The following is an 18,029-nucleotide window of genomic DNA, read 5'->3' as shown; positions in this document are numbered from 1 at the left end:
TAGCAAGGCGCCCTAAGACTGACAAGGACCTAACCCATGAGCCAGCAAGTCGTTATTTTCGATACTACTTTACGTGACGGTGAACAGGCATTACAGGCGAGCCTGAGTGTTAAAGAAAAACTGCAAATTGCGCTGGCCCTCGAACGCATGGGTGTAGACGTAATGGAAGTCGGCTTTCCCGTCTCCTCGCCGGGTGATTTCGAGTCAGTACAGACCATCGCCCGCACCATCAAAAACAGCCGCGTATGCGGTCTGGCTCGCTGCGTTGAGAAAGATATTGATGTGGCCGCGGAATCCCTGAAAGTTGCAGAAGCCTTCCGTATCCATACATTCATTGCCACCTCCCCCATGCACATTGCAACCAAGCTGCGCAGCACGCTGGATGAAGTGATCGAACGTGCGGTGTATATGGTTAAACGCGCGCGTAACTATACTGATGACGTCGAATTCTCCTGTGAAGATGCAGGCCGCACGCCGATTGACGATTTGGCCCGTGTAGTGGAAGCCGCGATTAATGCCGGAGCCAGAACCATCAACATCCCGGATACCGTCGGCTACACCATGCCGTTTGAGTTCTCTAACATCATCACCGGCCTGTACGACCGCGTACCTAATATTGATAAAGCCATCATCTCTGTTCACACCCACGATGATTTGGGTCTGGCTGTGGGCAATGCCATCGCTGCCGTCCACGCCGGCGCGCGTCAGGTAGAAGGGGCAATGAACGGCATTGGTGAACGCGCCGGCAACTGCTCGCTGGAAGAAGTGATCATGGCGATCAAGGTGCGCAAAGACATTATGAACGTACACACTCGCATCAATCACAACGAAATCTGGCGCACCAGCCAGACCGTGAGCCAGATTTGCAATATGCCGATCCCGGCGAACAAGGCGATTGTTGGTACTGGCGCGTTCGCTCACTCCTCCGGTATTCACCAGGATGGCGTGCTGAAGAACCGTGAAAACTACGAAATCATGACTCCGGAATCCATCGGTCTGAACCAGGTTCAGCTGAACCTGACCTCGCGCTCTGGCCGCGCGGCGGTGAAACACCGTATGGAAGAGATGGGGTATCAGGACAGCGATTACAACATGGATCAGCTGTACGACGCATTCCTGAAACTGGCTGACAAGAAAGGCCAGGTCTTCGATTACGACCTGGAAGCGCTGGCATTCATCAACAAACAGCAGGAAGAGCCAGAACACTTCCGTCTGGACTACTTCACCGTTCAGTCAGGCTCAAGTGATATCGCTACCGCCTCCGTCAAGCTGGCCTGCGGCGATGAAATTAAAGCGGAAGCCGCCAACGGTAACGGCCCTGTGGATGCCATTTACCAGGCGATTAACCGCGTCACCGAGTACGACGTTGAACTGGTGAAATATGACCTGACGGCTAAAGGGCACGGTAAAGACGCCCTGGGCCAGGTTGATATCGTCGTCAACTATAACGGTCGCCGCTTCCACGGTGTGGGTCTGGCGACAGATATCGTCGAATCCTCCGCGAAAGCGATGGTGCATGTCCTGAACAACATCTGGCGCGCCGCCGAAGTCGAAAAAGAGTTGCAACGCAAAGCTCAGAATAAAGAGAACAACAAGGAAACCGTGTGATGTCGAAGAATTACCATATTGCTGTGTTGCCGGGTGACGGTATTGGCCCGGAAGTGATGACACAGGCGCTGAAAGTACTGGAAGCCGTACGTTCGCGTTTTGCGATGAAAATTACCACCAGCCACTACGACGTGGGCGGTATTGCGATTGATAACCACGGTACTCCCCTGCCGAAAGGGACTGTAGAAGGCTGCGAAAGTGCCGATGCCGTTCTGTTTGGCTCCGTGGGCGGCCCAAAGTGGGAACACCTGCCGCCAGCAGAGCAGCCGGAGCGCGGCGCGCTGCTGCCGCTGCGTAAACACTTCAAACTGTTCAGCAACCTGCGTCCGGCGAAGCTGTACCCGGGGCTGGAAGAGTTTTGCCCGCTGCGCGCGGATATTGCGGCCAACGGTTTCGACATCCTGTGCGTGCGTGAGCTGACCGGCGGGATCTACTTCGGTCAGCCAAAAGGCCGCGAAGGCAGCGGTCAGCATGAGAAAGCGTTTGATACCGAGGTCTATCACCGTTTTGAAATTGAACGTATCGCTCATATCGCGTTTGAGTCAGCGCGCAAACGCCGCCGTAAAGTGACCTCTATTGATAAAGCGAACGTGCTCCAGTCGTCTATTTTGTGGCGCGAAATCGTCAGTGAAGTTGCCAGGCAGTACCCGGACGTTGAGCTGTCACATATGTATATCGACAACGCAACGATGCAGCTGATCAAAGATCCGTCCCAGTTTGACGTGCTGCTGTGCTCCAACCTGTTCGGCGATATTCTCTCGGATGAGTGCGCGATGATCACCGGCTCCATGGGCATGCTGCCCTCGGCCAGCCTGAACGAAGAAGGCTTTGGCCTGTACGAACCGGCGGGCGGCTCCGCGCCGGATATCGCAGGTAAAAACATCGCCAACCCGATTGCGCAGATCCTCTCCCTGGCTCTGCTGCTGCGCTACAGCCTGGATGCAGGCGATGCAGCAACCGCAATTGAAAACGCCATTAACCGGGCGTTAGAAGAAGGCGTCCGTACCGGTGATTTAGCACGCGGCACGGCAGCAGTCAGTACCGATGAAATGGGCGACATCATTGCCCGCTATGTCGCTGAAGGGGTGTAATCATGGCTAAGACGTTATATGAGAAGTTGTTTGATGCGCACGTTGTTTACGAAGCACCAAACGAAACCCCACTGTTGTACATCGACCGTCATCTGGTACACGAAGTGACCTCTCCTCAGGCATTTGACGGCCTGCGCGCGCACAAGCGCCCGGTGCGTCAGCCGGGTAAAACCTTTGCCACGATGGATCACAACGTTTCCACCCAGACCAAAGACATCAATGCATCTGGCGAGATGGCACGTATCCAGATGCAGGAGCTGATTAAGAACTGTAACGAGTTTGGCGTGGAGCTGTACGATCTGAACCACCCCTATCAGGGTATCGTCCACGTAATGGGGCCTGAGCAGGGTATTACTCTGCCGGGCATGACCATCGTCTGCGGCGACTCCCACACCGCGACGCACGGCGCATTTGGCGCCCTGGCGTTCGGGATTGGGACCTCTGAAGTTGAACACGTTCTGGCGACGCAGACCCTGAAGCAGGGCCGCGCCAAAACCATGAAGATTGAAGTGAAGGGTAAAGCTGCGCCGGGTATCACCGCGAAAGATATCGTGCTGGCGATTATCGGCAAAACCGGCAGCGCAGGCGGCACCGGTCACGTCGTGGAATTCTGCGGCGACGCTATCCAGGCGCTGAGCATGGAAGGTCGTATGACCCTGTGCAACATGGCCATTGAGATGGGCGCCAAAGCAGGCCTGGTGGCCCCAGACGAAACCACCTTCAACTATGTGAAGGGGCGTCTGCATGCGCCGAAAGGTCAGAATTTTGACGACGCGGTAGCGTACTGGAAAACCCTGAAAACGGACGAGGGGGCAATTTTTGATACCGTTGTGACGTTACAGGCGGAAGAGATCGCCCCGCAGGTCACCTGGGGCACCAACCCGGGCCAGGTGATTTCCGTCAACGACAGCATTCCTGATCCGGCCTCCTTTGCCGATCCGGTCGAACGTGCCAGTGCGGAAAAAGCGCTGGCTTACATGGGGCTGAAACCCGGCGTACCGCTGACCGACGTGAGCATTGATAAAGTGTTCATCGGCTCCTGTACCAACTCCCGTATTGAAGATTTACGCGCAGCGGCAGAAATTGCTAAAGGCCGCAAAGTGGCGCCGGGCGTGCAGGCGCTGGTTGTGCCAGGCTCCGGGCCGGTGAAAGCCCAGGCGGAAGCGGAGGGTCTGGATAAGATCTTTATTGAAGCAGGCTTCGAGTGGCGCCTGCCGGGTTGCTCCATGTGTCTGGCCATGAACAACGACCGCCTGAATCCGGGCGAGCGCTGTGCCTCCACCAGCAACCGTAACTTTGAAGGCCGTCAGGGCCGCGGTGGGCGCACCCACCTGGTCAGCCCGGCAATGGCCGCCGCTGCGGCAGTCACCGGTCATTTCGCCGATATTCGCAGCCTGAAATAAGGAGACAATCATGGCAGAGAAATTTACCCAACATACGGGCCGGGTTGTCCCTCTGGACGCCGCTAACGTCGATACTGACGCGATCATTCCTAAGCAGTTTTTGCAGAAAGTGACGCGCACGGGTTTTGGTGCGCATCTGTTCAACGACTGGCGTTTCCTCGACGATAAAGGCGAAGTGCCGAACCCGGAATTCGTCCTGAACTTTCCGGAATACAAAGGGGCTTCCATTCTGCTGGCGCGGGAAAACTTTGGCTGCGGATCGTCGCGTGAACATGCGCCCTGGGCATTAACCGACTACGGCTTTAAGGTGGTTATCGCCCCGAGCTTCGCGGATATCTTCTACGGCAACAGCTTCAACAACCAGCTGCTGCCGGTGACGCTGAGTGACGAACAGGTCGATGAACTGTTTGCGCTGGTGCAGGCGAATCCGGGGATTTCGTTTGAGGTGGATCTGGAAGCGGAAGTGGTGAAAGCCGGGGATAAGATCTACAGCTTCAGCATTGATGCGTTCCGCCGCCACTGCATGCTGAACGGTCTGGATAGCATTGGCCTGACGCTGCAACACGAAGAGGCTATCTCCGCTTACGAGAAAAAACAGCCTGCGTTTATGGGTTAAAGGCAATGGCCCGCAGGGCGCGGGCCATTGATAAGGGTGCGTTGAGGCTCAACCACTCTGGAGTGGCGGGGAAAACTCCCCGCCAATACTGCTAACGTTTTGCTTCGTAAGCCAACACTGCCGCCAGCTCTGTTTTCTCCTGTCTGAAGTGCAGCTCACACAGCGAGTCGCGCACCATCCAGGTGAAGAGCAACAGCGTCGTACAGATCAGAAACAAACCTAACAGCAGAGTACGTTTTGGCATTCCAGCCTCCTTATTGCTTTTCGGCAATGAAGAGACTAACCTCGCAATGTTGGTTGTGAAGTTGGTCTCCCCATCAGTTTTTTGATGTGGGACTATCCACTGTTTGCCTCTTGCGAAAGCCTGAGGCAAACAGCCTCAAGCACCCGTCACGCACTCTATGCGCCTTCTCTGCGCCTGTCAGAAAATCGTTTCATTTCGTGAAGCCGCCTTCCAGAATCAAACGTCTTTTACCCGGCACGTCAGCATCAGCGTGACGAGCGAAATCGCTGCGATCACCCAGTACACGGATGCATGCCCATAGCTTTGCGACAGCGCCCCCTGAATCACCCCTGCCAGAATCACGCCGGTAGAGATACTGTTGGTAAACAGCGTGGTCGCGGAGCCTGCGCGCCCCGGCATTAAATCCTGGAACCAGAGCATGCCTATCCCGGCAACGATTCCGATAAACACCGCGTTAAACAGCTGTAACGCCAGCAAGGCTTCACGCGAATGGAACAGGATCAGCCCCGCGTAGAACAGTACCCCGGCCGCCACGGCGACGACCATCATCCGACGCTTTCCGAAACGTTTGACGTAGTAACCCGCCAGAATCATCGCCGGGATCTCCAGCCCGGCAGCGGTGCCCATCAGAATACCCGCGAGCTTGTCGGGCAGTCCCAGATCGCTGCTGATCCACAGCGGCATATCAATAATGTACATGGTGTTGCAGGACCACATCAGCGTGGAGGCGATAAACAACATGCGGACGTTTTTATCCTGCCAGCCGCTCACCTGCGTGATGGGCTTGTCCGTCACCTGCTCTACGCGCGCCACCGATGGCAGCGCAAAGGCTATCAGCGCCAGGCTGATGACAAAAATCCCCGCCGCGATGGAAAACATGGTGGTGAAGCCGTAGTTCAGCGCCAGCATAAACGCCAGCGGCGGACCGATGACCCACGCGAGAGAGAGCTGCGCACGCATCACCGAGCTGAACATCACCACTTCCCTCGCCGAGCTGTCGGCGTACTCCCGGGCCAGGGCGAACAGTTGCGGCATGGCGGTGTTCGCCAGAGAGGCCAGCAGCACGCCGCAGGTAATGAGCGTCAGGTAATGGCGGTTGAAGGCAAACAGCAGCGCGTTGCCCACGGCCATGGCGCAACAAAAGAGGATCAGCTTGCGGCGATCGCCCTGGCTGTCGGATCGTTTCGCCAGCCACAGGCTGACGAGGATCCCGGCAATGGCGTTGACGGTGTAGAACAGACCCACCCAAAACGGCTGCGCCCCCACCTCGCGGCTGAGAAACAGGCTCAACGTCGGCGCCTGTAGCGCGCCGGCCACGCCCATCATGAAGGCCACCAGCATAAAAGCGGCGTACACGCCATTCAGGCGTCGCCCCATCGTCATCAACCAGAGCATGCGCAAGTCCTTATGAAAGCGAATCGAAATTGGGTGAAATAGTAAACGAAAAAAGCCAGCAAAAAACATTTTGCTGGCGGGTGATTAGCACCAATACTCAGTCACACATGATCGAGGCGAGTTAGCGAGAAGAGGTCGGTTTCGTAACGTCCCACTGCATCAGATCTTCCAGTATTCTCAGCCGCTGCTCTGCGCACTGGCGGGCCAGCCAGGACACTCCCTTTGTCGCTGAAAAATAGTGCTGATAAAACTGACGTGCGGTAGACCTCTTCATAATTTACCTCCTCGCTTCATCGAAAAGGATTATTGGCTTAATATAGGGATTAATAAATTGCTGATTTTTTGTCAGGAGTTCCCCTTTTATGCCTTCCGGTCGTCTGCAACAACAATTTATCCGCCTCTGGCAGTGCTGCGAGGGGCAATCGCAGGAGACCACGCTGAACGAGCTGGCCGAGCTCCTCAACTGCTCCCGGCGTCATATGCGCACGCTCCTTAATACCATGCAGCAGCAGGGCTGGCTAAACTGGGAGGCCGAAGCCGGACGCGGCAAGCGTTCGCGCCTGACTTTCCTTTATACCGGCCTGGCGTTACAGCAACAGCGAGCGGAGGATCTGCTGGAGCAGGACCGCATCGATCAGCTGGTCCAGCTGGTGGGCGACAAAGCCGCCGTGCGCCAGATGCTGGTCTCGCATCTGGGACGCAGCTTTCGTCAGGGACGCCACATTCTGCGGGTACTTTACTACCGCCCAATGAAAAATCTGTTGCCCGGTACGGCGTTACGTCGCTCTGAAACCCACATGGCCCGGCAGATATTCAGCGGTCTGACGCGGATAAATGAGGAAAACGGGGAACTGGAAGCGGATATTGCCCATCACTGGCAACAGGTGTCTCCGCTGCACTGGCGCTTCTTTCTACGCCCCGGCATTCATTTCCACCATGGACGCGAGCTGGAGATGCGCGACGTTATCGCCTCTTTAGAGCGCGCCCGCACGCTGCCGCTCTATTCGCATATCGCACGGATCCACTCTCCAACGGCCTGGACGCTGGATATTGAGCTTTCGCAGCCGGACAAATGGCTTCCGTGGCTTCTGGGCTACGTGCCATCAATGATCCTGCCTGCCGAGTGGCGCTCCCTGAACAATTTTTCCAGCCAGCCGATTGGTACGGGCCCCTACTCCGTTACACGAAATAACAGTAATCAGCTGAAGATCCGCGCCTTTGATGATTACTTTGGCTATAGGGCGTTGATCGACGAAGTGAACGTCTGGGTGTTACCGGATCTCAATGAAGAGCTGAGCGCAGGCCTGACCCTGGAAGGACCAACAGCCGGTGAAAAGGCGTTCGAAAGCCGCCTGGAGGAGGGCTGCTACTACCTGCTCTTTGATGGCCGCAGCCATCGCGGGGCAAACCACGACGTCCGCAGGTGGATAAGCCATATTCTGGCGCCCGCTAACCTGATTTATCACGCAGAGGAGCAATACCAGACCTGGTGGTTCCCGGCCTATGGCCTGCTCCCACGCTGGCACCATGCGCAGCCCGTCCGCAGTGAAAAGCCTGCCGGACTGGAGACCATCACCCTCAGCTACTATCGCGATCACATTGAGCATCGTTTTCTGGCGAGGATCATGAGCACGCTGCTGGCAGCCGAAGGCGTGACGCTGGCGATACAGGAAGTCGATTATGATGAATGGCATCGCGGAGACGTCATCAGCGATATCTGGCTCAACAGCGCAAACTTTACGCTGCCGCTTGATTTCTCGCTCTTTTCTCACCTGTACGAAGTGCCCCTGATTCAGCACTGTATCAACCGGGACTGGCAGCAGGACGCCGCGCGGTGGCGCGCGGGAGAAATGGATCTGGCCGCCTGGTGTCAGGAATTACTGACCGGGCAGACGATCGTACCGCTGATTCACCACTGGCTGCTGATCCAGGGGCAACGCAGCATGCGCGGCCTGCGGATGAATACCCTCGGCTGGTTTGATTTTAAATCCGCCTGGTTTGCGCCGCCGGAGCCATAACGCTTTCGTAATATTCACCAAATCATTACAATAGCGCCGTTCTCAACGGGGTGCTGCATCACTGATGTGCGCTGAGATAATACCCGTCGAACCTGATCCGGATAACGCCGGCGAAGGGATTTGAGGCTGTCTCTCAAAATCCTTTGCCACTCAACCCTGAGGTGCAAAGTGTTAAAAAACGTTCTTCCTCTGCTGGCGCTGTTTGCGCTGCCTGTTTTTGCTAAGCCCGTTCTGACGGTCTATACCTACGACTCCTTCTCCGCCGACTGGGGCCCCGGCCCGGTGGTAAAAAAAGCCTTTGAAGCCGACTGCAACTGCGAGCTGAAATTCGTGGCGCTGGAAGATGGCGTCTCGCTGCTCAACCGTCTGCGCATGGAAGGCAAAAACAGCAAAGCCGACGTGGTGCTCGGGCTGGATAACAACCTGCTGGAAGCCGCCACCCAAACCAGACTGTTCGCCAAAAGCGGTTTGGCGGCAGATGCCGTCAACGTACCGGGCGGCTGGAAAAACGACACCTTCGTTCCCTTTGATTACGGTTACTTTGCGTTTGTCTACGATAAAAACAAGCTGAAGAATCCGCCCAAAAGCCTGAAAGAGCTGGTCGAAAGTGACCAGAAATGGCGCGTAATTTATGAAGATCCGCGTACCAGCACCCCGGGTCTGGGGCTGCTATTGTGGATGCAGAAAGTCTACGGGGATAAAACGCCGGAAGCGTGGCAGAAGCTGGCCGCGAAAACCGTTACCGTCACCAAAGGCTGGAGCGAAGCCTACGGCCTGTTCCTGAAAGGCGAAAGCGATCTGGTGCTGAGCTACACTACCTCTCCGGCCTACCACATTATCGCCGAGAAAAAGGATAACTACGCCGCCGCGAACTTTGCTGAAGGGCATTATTTGCAGGTGGAAGTGGCCGCCCGCACCGCCGCGAGCAAACAGCCGGAGCTTGCCGAAAAATTCCTGAAATTTATGGTCTCCCCGGCATTCCAGAATGCTATTCCGACAGGAAACTGGATGTACCCGGTCACTGACGTTGCGCTGCCGGCAGGCTTTGAGCAGCTAAACAAGCCGCAAACCTCACTGGAATTTACGTCGCAGCAGGTTGCCGCCCAGCGCGCCGCATGGATTAGTGAATGGCAACGCGCCGTCAGCCGCTGATCCCCGGCTGGTTAGTTCCCGGGCTGCTCGCCGCCATACTGATGGTGGTCGTCAGCCTGGGTGCATTCCTTGCGCTGTGGTTTAACGCGCCAGAGAGCGATCTGCTCGCCCTCTGGCACGACAGCTATCTCTGGCACGTCATCCGTTTCTCCTTCTGGCAGGCGTTTCTCTCCGCGCTGCTGTCGACGATCCCGGCCATTTTCCTTGCACGCGCCCTCTATCGCAGACGTTTCCCCGGCAGGCTTGCCCTGCTGCGGCTGTGCGCGATGACGCTGATCCTGCCCGTGCTGGTGGCGGTGTTCGGTATTCTGAGCGTCTACGGTCGGCAGGGCTGGCTGGCATCCCTCTTCAACCTGCTTGGTCTGGAATGGACCTTCTCCCCTTACGGCCTGAAAGGCATTCTGCTGGCGCATATTTTTTTCAATATGCCGATGGCGACGCGCCTCTTTTTACAGGCGCTGGAAAACATTCCCGGGGAGCAGCGTCAGATTGCCGCCCAGCTTGGCATGCGCGGCTGGTCGTTCTTCCGCTTTGTCGAATGGCCGTGGCTGCGACGCCAGATTGCCCCGGTGGCCGCGCTAATCTTTATGCTCTGCTTCGCCAGCTTCGCGACCGTGCTTTCTCTCGGCGGCGGGCCGCAGGCCACCACCATTGAGCTGGCGATCTATCAGGCCTTAAGTTACGACTACGATCCGGGCCGCGCCGCGCTGCTGGCGATGGTGCAGATGGTCTGCTGCCTGGCGCTGGTGTTACTCAGCCAGCGGCTGAGTAAAGCGATCCCCACAGGCAGCAATCACTTGACAGGCTGGCGCGATCCGCAGGACAGCCTGCACAGCCGCGTCGCGGATTTTATGCTGATCGCGCTGGCCCTCCTGCTTCTGCTGCCCCCGCTGCTGGCCGTTATCGTTGATGGCCTGAATCGCAATGTGTTGTCGGTACTGCAACAGCCTGTCCTGTGGCAGGCGACGTGGACCTCATTGCGCATCGCGCTGGCAGCCGGGCTGCTGTGCGTGATCCTGACCATGATGCTGCTCTGGAGCAGCCGCGAGCTGTACGCGCGTCATGCCCGTAAAGCCGGACACGCGCTGGAACTGACGGGTATGCTGATCCTGGCGATGCCGGGTATTGTGCTGGCGACCGGATTCTTTTTACTGTTCAACAGCACCATCGGCCTGCCGGAAAGCGCCGACGGCATCGTCATTTTTACCAACGCACTGATGGCTATCCCTTACGCGCTCAAGGTGCTGGAAAACCCGATGCGCGACGTCAACAGCCGCTACAGTTTGCTGTGTCAGTCGCTGGGCATGCAGGGCTGGCAGCGTCTGAAGGTGGTCGAACTGCGCGCGCTAAAGCGTCCGCTGGCTCAGGCGCTGGCGTTTGCCTGCGTGCTGTCGATTGGCGATTTTGGCGTTGTGGCCCTCTTTGGCAACGAGGATTTCCGCACGCTGCCGTTCTGGCTTTATCAGCAAATTGGCTCCTATCGTAGCCAGGACGGCGCCGTCACGGCACTTTTACTGCTGGTGCTGTGCTTTGCGTTATTTACCGTTATCGAAAAACTTCCGGGGCGTGATGTTAAAACTGACTGATGTAACCTGGCTTTATGAGCACCTGCCAATGCGTTTTACCCTCTCCGTTCGTCAGGGAGAGCGAATCGCAGTGCTTGGCCCCAGCGGGGCCGGAAAAAGTACCCTGCTCAATCTGATTGCCGGTTTTTTGCAGCCTGCCAGCGGGTCGATCGTCATTGATAATGGCGAATATACCTACGCTCCGCCGGCTACGCGCCCGGTGTCGATGCTGTTCCAGGAAAACAATCTGTTCAATCATCTTACGGTGTGGCAGAACATCGCGCTGGGTATGGATCCGGGGTTAAAGCTCAGTGTTGCGCAGCGTCAGACGCTGGAGGCGATCGCCGAACAAATGGGCCTGGCTGCGTTTATCAACAGACTACCGGGTGAGCTTTCCGGCGGCCAGCGCCAGCGCGTGGCGCTGGCACGCTGTCTGGTGCGCAAGCAGCCGCTGCTGCTGCTCGACGAACCCTTTTCGGCGCTCGACCCGGCCCTGCGTCAGGAGATGCTCTCGCTGGTTGAGGAGGTTTGCGAGCGCGAGCAACTGACGATGCTGATGGTTTCGCATAGCATCGAAGATGCCGCACGCATCGCGCCGCGATCGGTAGTGATCGCGGAGGGACGTATTTTGTGGGATGGAACAACCGACGCCTTAATGAGCGGGAAAGAAAGCGCGTCAGGATTACTGGGTATAAGACCGTAGGCCGGGCAAACGGAGTGCCGCCCGGCGTTTAACGGCTCACCACCTTCAACAGGATCTCACCGTACACCGGCATCAGCGGGTGGCGAATCAGCGCCACCAGCGCCACGACAGCCACTCCCAGCGTCAGCGGGGCCAGCCAGAGCAGGCGCGTGCGCGGAAGATAGCGCGTCAGGCGATCAACACTGGCTTTCGCGCTGCGCCACAGGCGCCAGCAGAGCCAGACCGCCAGCCACAGCAGGACCGCCGTTCCCAGCAGCAGCCACTTGAACTCGCCGCTTTGCATACCGTCAGGAATATCGATGGCCGCGCCCGCCAGGATCCCCGGCAGGAAGTAGAACGGCGGCCAGAAAACGCAGCCGATGATGTTCGGCACCACAAACTTCGCGACGGGCAGATCCAGCATCCCGGCCACCATCGGCACCAGCGGGCGCGTTGGGCCAACGAAGCGCCCCACAAGGATAGTGAACATGCTGTGCTGGTGCAGCGCGTGCTCGGTTTTATCCAGCAGCGCTTTGTTTTTTTTCATGAACGACCAGCGGTGCAGCGGCTTCTTAAAGCGCCAGCCCAGCCAGAAGGAGATCCAGTCCCCCAGCAAACAACCGATGATACCGGCCATCCACGCCTGCCAGAAATTGACCTCGCCGCTGCCGATAAGCGCCCCAAGCCCCGCCATCATCACGGTGCCGGGCAGGATCAGCCCGACCAGCGCCAGCGACTCCAGAAACGCCACCAGCGCCACGGCGATGAGCGAATACATAACGGACTGGGTAATAAAATGTTCCAGCAATGCCTGCATAACTATTCCGGTCAGAAAACGAATCAGCGATTCTGCTTAGCGCCCTGCACCGCGTCAAGGCATCAATTGTCTGAATAGTTTACAAGATGCGCCTGAAGTTCACCTGAATGTTTACCGATTATTCACATCCCGCACGGAATTCGCTCGGGCTGGCACCGGTGCACTTCTTAAACACGCGAGAGAAATAGAGCTGATCTTCAAAGCCGACGTTACGCCCGACGGTGGCGATAGGCATTCGGGTGGTGCTGAGCAGCAGCTTCGCCTGGCTGATGCGCTGATCCTCACGCCAGCTGAGTACGCTCACGCCAAGCTGCTGGCGGAACAGATGAGAGAGCCGTGACGGCGACAGGCACACATGCTGGGCGACGCTGGCAATATCAAACTGGCTGTCGGCAAGGTGGTCGCTGATGTACTGGCAGGCGTCGCGGACGCGGTTGTCCAGCGGCGGATTAAGCGACTCGTTGATGGCCTCCATGCGGCGCAGCAGCACCTGTTCAAGCAGGTTGATGGCCAGCAGTTCGGCGTAGCGCCCGCCCGCCTGCCCTGCCTCAATAATCTGTGCGAACAGCTCACGGAACTGCGCCAGATGCGCCTCATCCGGGCGATATAAACCGGTATGGGCGAAAATGGCCGGCCACGAGAGCCACTCCTGCCAGTAGGCGCGCGGACGGAAATAGACCCACTGGTGATACCACTCTTTGGCATCCGGATGGCGCCCGTAGTGGTGGATCTCCCCCGGCGGGAACAGCAGCATATCACCGGGGCGGCAGATAAACTGCTGATCCCCGTTTTTGACGACCCCTTCTCCGCGTACGGTCAGGTTGAGGATATATCCCTTCATGCCAAGAGGGCGATCGACGTAAAAATCGAGATATCCCTCGGCCTCAATTGGCGTCAGCCCCGCCACCAGATGGGCGTTAAATGAGTAGCCCGGCAGTAAGGGATCGTTTTGCGGTTCGGCCATAGATTCAGTTCTCCCAAGGGTCCTGAAGGAAACCAATTGTCCATATCGATAAAAGCAGTATAAAAATGGCCCGCGAAAAGATCCAAAAAGCATCACGCCTCTTTTACGTCCGCCATGTTTCAGCCTTTTCCCCTGATTTGTCCGCCAGTACGGGCAGATAAGCAGTAACAAAAGTGTCTATAAGTGCGGCAGAAATGTCCACATAGAATATTTGCACGGCGTCACACTTTGCGTGGCTACAGCAATTTAGTCCATAAGATTAGCGGATCCTGCCTGACGATTTTTGTCCCCAGTCTCTAATGTTCTTCCATACCTGTTTTTTGGATGGAGCAACACCATGGCAATTGCAATTGGCCTCGATTTTGGCAGCGACTCAGTTCGCGCGCTGGCAGTGGACTGTACGACTGGCCAGGAGATAGCAACCAGCGTTGAGTGGTATCCGCGCTGGCAAGAGGGGCGCTACTGCGATGCGCCGAACAACCAGTTCCGCCACCACCCGCGTGATTACATTGAATCAATGGAAGCGGCGATCAAAACCGTGCTGGCGGAGTTGACGGACGCCCAGCGGGCCGATGTCGTGGGGATTGGCGTCGACAGCACTGGCTCAACGCCTGCTCCTGTCGATGCCGAAGGCCGCGTACTGGCGCTGCGACCGGAGTTTGCCGACAACCCGAACGCCATGTTTGTGCTGTGGAAAGACCATACCGCCGTGGAAGAGGCGGAAGCCATCACCCGCTTATGCCATCAGCCGGGCAAAACTGACTACTCACGGTATATCGGCGGAATTTACTCCAGCGAGTGGTTCTGGGCCAAGATCCTGCACGTTACCCGCGCGGACGCGTCGGTCGCACAGGCAGCGGCATCATGGATTGAGCTATGCGACTGGGTTCCCGCCCTGCTCTCCGGTACCACTCGCCCGCAGGATATCCGCCGCGGCCGTTGCAGCGCCGGGCATAAATCGCTGTGGCATGAAAGCTGGGGGGGGCTGCCTCCGGCAACGTTCTTCGATGAACTCGACCCGATCATCAACAAAAACCTGACATACCCGCTGTTTATCGACACCTTCACCGCCGATATTCCGGTCGGCACGCTCTGCGAAGAGTGGGCGAAACGCCTCGGTCTGCCGCAAAACGTGACCATTTCCGGCGGCGCGTTCGACTGCCATATGGGTGCCGTGGGCGCGGGTGCGCAGCCCAACACGCTGGTGAAAGTTATCGGCACCTCCACCTGTGACATTCTGACGGCAGATAAAGCCAGCGTCGGCGACCGCGCGGTGAAAGGCATCTGCGGTCAGGTTGACGGCAGCGTGGTACCCGATTTTATCGGCCTCGAAGCGGGTCAGTCCGCCTTCGGCGATATCTACGCCTGGTTTGGCCGTGTGCTCGGCTGGCCGCTGGATCAGCTGGCAGCCGCGCATCCTGAACTGAAAACACAGATTACCGCGAGCAAAAAACAGCTCCTGCCGCAGCTCACCGAAGCCTGGGCAAAAAATCCGTCTCTCGACCACCTGCCGGTGGTGCTGGACTGGTTCAACGGGCGTCGTACGCCGTTTGCCAACCAGCGTCTGAAAGGGGTGATTACCGATCTCAACCTCGCGACCGACGCGCCCGCGCTGTTTGGCGGCCTGATCGCCGCCACCGCATTCGGCGCGCGCGCCATTATGGAGTGCTTCACCGGGCAGGGCATTGACGTGAACAACGTGATGGCGCTGGGCGGCATCGCCCGTAAAAACCCGGTGATTATGCAGGCCTGCTGCGACGTGCTGAACCGGCCGCTGCAAATTGTGGCCTCCGATCAGTGCTGTGCGCTGGGCGCGGCGATTTTCGCTGCCGTGGCCGCAGGCGTACATGCGGATATCCCGACCGCGCAACAGCATATGGCGAGCGCCGTCGAAAGTACGCTCCAGCCGCAGACTCAGCAGGCACAACGCTTTGAACAGCTTTATCAGCGCTACCAGCAATGGGCAAAAAGCGCCGAACTTCACTATCTCCCTGTCGCCGCCCCGGCCAAAAGCACCGCGGATACTACGGCAACCCTGACACATTAAGGACACGATAATGACCATTTTTAATAATTATGAAGTGTGGTTTGTGATTGGCAGCCAGCATTTGTACGGACCGGAAGCGTTGCAGCAGGTGACGAAACACGCGGAGCACGTTGTGAATGCGCTGAACGCGGAAGCCAAACTGCCGTGCAAACTGGTGCTGAAGCCGCTGGGTACCACCCCGGACGAAATCACCAACATTTGCCGCGATGCCAATTACGATGACAAATGCGCTGGCCTGGTGGTGTGGCTGCACACCTTCTCGCCAGCCAAAATGTGGATCAACGGCCTGGCTATCCTCAACAAACCGCTGCTGCAATTCCACACGCAGTTCAACGCCTCCCTGCCGTGGGACAGCATCGACATGGACTTCATGAACCTGAACCAGACCGCGCACGGCGGCCGCGAGTTCGGCTTCATCGGCGCGCGCATGCGTCAACAGCATGCCGTGGTGACCGGGCACTGGCAGGACGGTCAGGCACAAAAACGCATTGGCTCCTGGATGCGTCAGGCGGTATCTAAGCAGGATACCCGCCACCTGAAAGTGGTGCGTTTCGGCGACAACATGCGCGAAGTGGCGGTCACCGACGGTGATAAAGTGGCCGCGCAGATTAAATTTGGCTTCTCCGTCAACACCTGGGCGGTGGGCGACCTGGTGCAGGTGGTGAATGACATCAGCGATGGCGACGTTAACGCGCTGGTGGACGAGTACGAAAGCAGCTATCGCCTGACGCCTGCGGCACAGGTCAACGGTGACAAGCGCCAGAACGTGCTGGATGCCGCACGTATTGAGCTGGGCATGAAGCGTTTTCTGGAACAGGGCGGCTTCCATGCCTTCACCACCACCTTTGAAGATCTCCACGGCCTGAAACAGCTCCCGGGTCTGGCGGTACAACGTCTGATGCAGCAGGGCTACGGCTTTGCGGGCGAAGGCGACTGGAAAACTGCCGCTCTGCTTCGCATCATGAAGGTGATGTCGACCGGTCTACAGGGCGGCACCTCTTTTATGGAGGACTACACCTACCACTTCGAGAACGGCAACGATCTGGTGCTCGGCTCGCACATGCTGGAAGTGTGTCCATCCATCGCGGTTGAAGAGAAACCGATCCTCGACGTGCAGTACCTCGGCATTGGCGGCAAAGCGGATCCGGCCCGTCTGATCTTCAACACCCGTACCGGCCCGGCCATTAACGCCAGCCTGATTGACCTCGGCGATCGTTTCCGCCTGCTGGTGAACTGCGTCGATGCGGTTGAAACCCCGCATTCTCTGCCGAAACTGCCGGTCGCCAACGCTTTGTGGAAAGCACAGCCTGACCTGCCAACCGCCTCGGAAGCCTGGATCCTGGCCGGCGGCGCGCACCACACCGTATTCAGCCACGCGCTTGACCTGAACGATATGCGTCAGTTTGCCGAGCTGCACGACATCGAACTGACCGTGATTGATAACGACACCCGTCTGCCAGCCTTTAAAGACGCGCTGCGCTGGAACGAAGTCTATTACGGTTCAAAACGCTAAGCCCTGAATGCCCGGTGGCACTTCGTTTACCGGGCCTACGGTTCTGTAGGCCGGATAAGCGCAGCGCCATCCGGCAGGAGACGACAATGTTAGAAGATCTCAAACGTCAGGTACTCGAAGCCAACCTGGCGCTGCCAAAACATAACCTCGTAACCCTGACATGGGGCAACGTCAGCGCCGTTGACCGGGAAAAAGGGGTGTTCGTGATCAAGCCTTCCGGCGTGGATTACACGGTAATGACCGCAGAAGACATGGTGGTGGTCAGCATCGAAACGGGTGAAGTGGTTGAAGGCAATAAAAAGCCCTCCTCCGATACGCCCACTCATCGCCTGCTGTATCAGGCCTTCCCGACCATCGGCGGGATTGTGCATACCCATTCGCGTCACGCGACCATCTGGGCGCAGGCGGGCCAGCCTATTCCGGCCACCGGCACCACCCACGCGGACTACTTTTACGGCACCATTCCCTGCACGCGTCTGATGACCGATGCGGAGATCGGCGGTGAGTACGAATGGGAAACGGGGAACGTGATTGTCGAAACCTTCGAAAAACAGGGAATCGACGCGGCGCAAATGCCCGGCGTGCTGGTGCACTCCCACGGCCCGTTTGCCTGGGGTAAAAACGCGGAGGACGCGGTGCACAACGCGATCGTGCTGGAGGAAGTCGCCTATATGGGGATCTTCTGCCGCCAGCTGGCGCCGCAGCTGCCGGATATGCAGCAAACCCTGCTGGATAAGCATTACCTGCGTAAGCACGGCGCGAAAGCCTACTACGGCCAGTAAACCCTTACCCGGTGACGCTGCGCTTACCGGGCCTGCGGAACCTGTAGGCCGGATAAGCGCAGCGCCATCCGGCGGAACGGGCACTGTATAAAACCCCAGCAAACACCCCTCAACCAGGCTATAATCAGGCCT

The 18,029-nt window shown here is 57.7% G+C and carries 16 protein-coding genes and 1 riboswitch; of the genes, 11 read left to right on the top strand and 5 right to left on the bottom strand.

From position 1 onward, the window contains the following. Positions 1 to 36: 36 nt before the first annotated feature. The 4 genes from leuA to leuD are packed head-to-tail and all read left to right on the top strand — an operon-like array spanning position 37 to position 4,718. Entirely contained in the window at positions 37 to 1,608 is a 1,572-nt protein-coding gene (leuA, locus tag ACQG0T_RS03685) for a 2-isopropylmalate synthase (RefSeq protein WP_017383789.1), read from the top strand. Next, the gene (leuB, locus tag ACQG0T_RS03680; RefSeq protein ID WP_252051950.1) at positions 1,608 to 2,699 is read left to right on the top strand and encodes a 3-isopropylmalate dehydrogenase; all 1,092 of its coding nucleotides are present in this window, start codon (positions 1,608 to 1,610) and stop codon (positions 2,697 to 2,699) included. The genes leuA and leuB overlap by 1 nt, the downstream gene beginning before the upstream one ends. Before the next feature lie 2 nt (positions 2,700 to 2,701). Continuing rightward, entirely contained in the window at positions 2,702 to 4,102 is a 1,401-nt protein-coding gene (gene leuC, locus ACQG0T_RS03675) for a 3-isopropylmalate dehydratase large subunit (protein ID WP_003856382.1), read from the top strand. Positions 4,103 to 4,112: 10 nt separating this feature from the next. Beyond that, positions 4,113 to 4,718, top strand: a complete 606-nt coding sequence (gene leuD, locus ACQG0T_RS03670) for a 3-isopropylmalate dehydratase small subunit (protein ID WP_015572662.1) — start codon at positions 4,113 to 4,115, stop codon at positions 4,716 to 4,718. Between the two features lie 91 nt (positions 4,719 to 4,809). On the opposite strand, the gene ACQG0T_RS03665 is transcribed toward leuD, so the two are convergent. The 3 genes from ACQG0T_RS03665 to sgrT all read right to left on the bottom strand — a co-directional run bounded on the left by ACQG0T_RS03665 (position 4,810) and on the right by sgrT (position 6,631). After that, on the bottom strand, positions 4,810 to 4,962 hold the full coding sequence (locus ACQG0T_RS03665; RefSeq protein WP_032647235.1) for a Hok/Gef family protein: 153 nt from the start codon (positions 4,960 to 4,962) through the stop codon (positions 4,810 to 4,812). A gap of 216 nt (positions 4,963 to 5,178) precedes the next feature. Next, positions 5,179 to 6,357 carry a sugar efflux transporter gene (locus ACQG0T_RS03660; RefSeq protein WP_047735113.1) on the bottom strand — a complete coding sequence of 393 codons (1,179 nt, stop codon included), beginning with the start codon at positions 6,355 to 6,357 and terminating at the stop codon, positions 5,179 to 5,181. A gap of 121 nt (positions 6,358 to 6,478) precedes the next feature. Further along, the gene (gene sgrT / locus ACQG0T_RS03655; protein ID WP_003856388.1) at positions 6,479 to 6,631 is read right to left on the bottom strand and encodes a glucose uptake inhibitor SgrT; all 153 of its coding nucleotides are present in this window, start codon (positions 6,629 to 6,631) and stop codon (positions 6,479 to 6,481) included. An 88-nt stretch (positions 6,632 to 6,719) separates the two neighbouring features. On the opposite strand from sgrT, the gene sgrR reads away from it, so the two are divergent. The 4 genes from sgrR to thiQ all read left to right on the top strand — a co-directional run bounded on the left by sgrR (position 6,720) and on the right by thiQ (position 11,795). Continuing rightward, positions 6,720 to 8,375 carry an HTH-type transcriptional regulator SgrR gene (sgrR, locus tag ACQG0T_RS03650; protein WP_023295914.1) on the top strand — a complete coding sequence of 552 codons (1,656 nt, stop codon included), beginning with the start codon at positions 6,720 to 6,722 and terminating at the stop codon, positions 8,373 to 8,375. Positions 8,376 to 8,411: 36 nt separating this feature from the next. Continuing rightward, positions 8,412 to 8,512: riboswitch (TPP riboswitch) on the top strand. A gap of 31 nt (positions 8,513 to 8,543) precedes the next feature. Then, on the top strand, positions 8,544 to 9,527 hold the full coding sequence (thiB, locus tag ACQG0T_RS03645) for a thiamine ABC transporter substrate binding subunit (protein WP_017694523.1): 984 nt from the start codon (positions 8,544 to 8,546) through the stop codon (positions 9,525 to 9,527). Continuing rightward, positions 9,503 to 11,113, top strand: coding sequence for a thiamine/thiamine pyrophosphate ABC transporter permease ThiP (gene thiP / locus ACQG0T_RS03640; RefSeq protein ID WP_032670574.1), 1,611 nt, complete (start codon positions 9,503 to 9,505; stop codon positions 11,111 to 11,113). The genes thiB and thiP overlap by 25 nt, the downstream gene beginning before the upstream one ends. Next, the gene (gene thiQ, locus ACQG0T_RS03635; protein ID WP_032103038.1) at positions 11,097 to 11,795 is read left to right on the top strand and encodes a thiamine ABC transporter ATP-binding protein ThiQ; all 699 of its coding nucleotides are present in this window, start codon (positions 11,097 to 11,099) and stop codon (positions 11,793 to 11,795) included. Before thiP ends, thiQ begins: the two co-directional genes overlap by 17 nt. Positions 11,796 to 11,823: 28 nt before the next feature. Here thiQ and ACQG0T_RS03630 read toward each other — a convergent pair whose 3' ends face one another. Continuing rightward, positions 11,824 to 12,591: a DedA family protein gene (locus ACQG0T_RS03630; RefSeq protein ID WP_017383796.1), complete on the bottom strand. Its 768-nt coding sequence runs from the start codon at positions 12,589 to 12,591 to the stop codon at positions 11,824 to 11,826. A gap of 118 nt (positions 12,592 to 12,709) precedes the next feature. Next, entirely contained in the window at positions 12,710 to 13,555 is an 846-nt protein-coding gene (gene araC / locus ACQG0T_RS03625; protein ID WP_003856402.1) for an arabinose operon transcriptional regulator AraC, read from the bottom strand. A gap of 337 nt (positions 13,556 to 13,892) precedes the next feature. Here araC and araB point away from each other — a divergent pair, with 337 nt between their 5' ends. From araB to araD, 3 genes are all read left to right on the top strand, one after another. Beyond that, positions 13,893 to 15,602, top strand: a complete 1,710-nt coding sequence (araB, locus tag ACQG0T_RS03620; protein ID WP_023295911.1) for a ribulokinase — start codon at positions 13,893 to 13,895, stop codon at positions 15,600 to 15,602. A 10-nt stretch (positions 15,603 to 15,612) separates the two neighbouring features. Further along, entirely contained in the window at positions 15,613 to 17,115 is a 1,503-nt protein-coding gene (araA, locus tag ACQG0T_RS03615) for an L-arabinose isomerase (RefSeq protein WP_015572656.1), read from the top strand. A gap of 86 nt (positions 17,116 to 17,201) precedes the next feature. Next, the gene (gene araD, locus ACQG0T_RS03610) at positions 17,202 to 17,897 is read left to right on the top strand and encodes an L-ribulose-5-phosphate 4-epimerase (RefSeq protein WP_023295910.1); all 696 of its coding nucleotides are present in this window, start codon (positions 17,202 to 17,204) and stop codon (positions 17,895 to 17,897) included. Positions 17,898 to 18,029 lie beyond the last annotated feature (132 nt).

Origin of the sequence: Enterobacter cloacae complex sp. 302F9 (assembly GCF_050030335.1) — a bacterium.
Taxonomy (GTDB): Bacteria; Pseudomonadota; Gammaproteobacteria; order Enterobacterales; family Enterobacteriaceae; genus Enterobacter; species Enterobacter hormaechei_C.
Note: the sequence above shows the minus strand (reverse complement) of the source record. Positions and strands in the feature narration are given on the sequence as shown.

Excerpts from the sequence above, each read along its gene's own strand:
- leuA (WP_017383789.1), top strand. The coding sequence starts at position 37 with ATGAGCCAGCAAGTCGTTATTTTCGATACTACTTTACGTGACGGTGAA.
- leuB (WP_252051950.1), top strand. The coding sequence starts at position 1,608 with ATGTCGAAGAATTACCATATTGCTGTGTTGCCGGGTGACGGTATTGGC.
- leuC (WP_003856382.1), top strand. The coding sequence starts at position 2,702 with ATGGCTAAGACGTTATATGAGAAGTTGTTTGATGCGCACGTTGTTTAC.
- leuD (WP_015572662.1), top strand. The coding sequence starts at position 4,113 with ATGGCAGAGAAATTTACCCAACATACGGGCCGGGTTGTCCCTCTGGAC.
- ACQG0T_RS03665 (WP_032647235.1), bottom strand. The coding sequence starts at position 4,962 with ATGCCAAAACGTACTCTGCTGTTAGGTTTGTTTCTGATCTGTACGACG.
- ACQG0T_RS03660 (WP_047735113.1), bottom strand. The coding sequence starts at position 6,357 with ATGCTCTGGTTGATGACGATGGGGCGACGCCTGAATGGCGTGTACGCC.
- sgrT (WP_003856388.1), bottom strand. The coding sequence starts at position 6,631 with ATGAAGAGGTCTACCGCACGTCAGTTTTATCAGCACTATTTTTCAGCG.
- sgrR (WP_023295914.1), top strand. The coding sequence starts at position 6,720 with ATGCCTTCCGGTCGTCTGCAACAACAATTTATCCGCCTCTGGCAGTGC.
- thiP (WP_032670574.1), top strand. The coding sequence starts at position 9,503 with ATGGCAACGCGCCGTCAGCCGCTGATCCCCGGCTGGTTAGTTCCCGGG.
- thiQ (WP_032103038.1), top strand. The coding sequence starts at position 11,097 with ATGTTAAAACTGACTGATGTAACCTGGCTTTATGAGCACCTGCCAATG.
- ACQG0T_RS03630 (WP_017383796.1), bottom strand. The coding sequence starts at position 12,591 with ATGCAGGCATTGCTGGAACATTTTATTACCCAGTCCGTTATGTATTCG.
- araC (WP_003856402.1), bottom strand. The coding sequence starts at position 13,555 with ATGGCCGAACCGCAAAACGATCCCTTACTGCCGGGCTACTCATTTAAC.
- araB (WP_023295911.1), top strand. The coding sequence starts at position 13,893 with ATGGCAATTGCAATTGGCCTCGATTTTGGCAGCGACTCAGTTCGCGCG.
- araA (WP_015572656.1), top strand. The coding sequence starts at position 15,613 with ATGACCATTTTTAATAATTATGAAGTGTGGTTTGTGATTGGCAGCCAG.
- araD (WP_023295910.1), top strand. The coding sequence starts at position 17,202 with ATGTTAGAAGATCTCAAACGTCAGGTACTCGAAGCCAACCTGGCGCTG.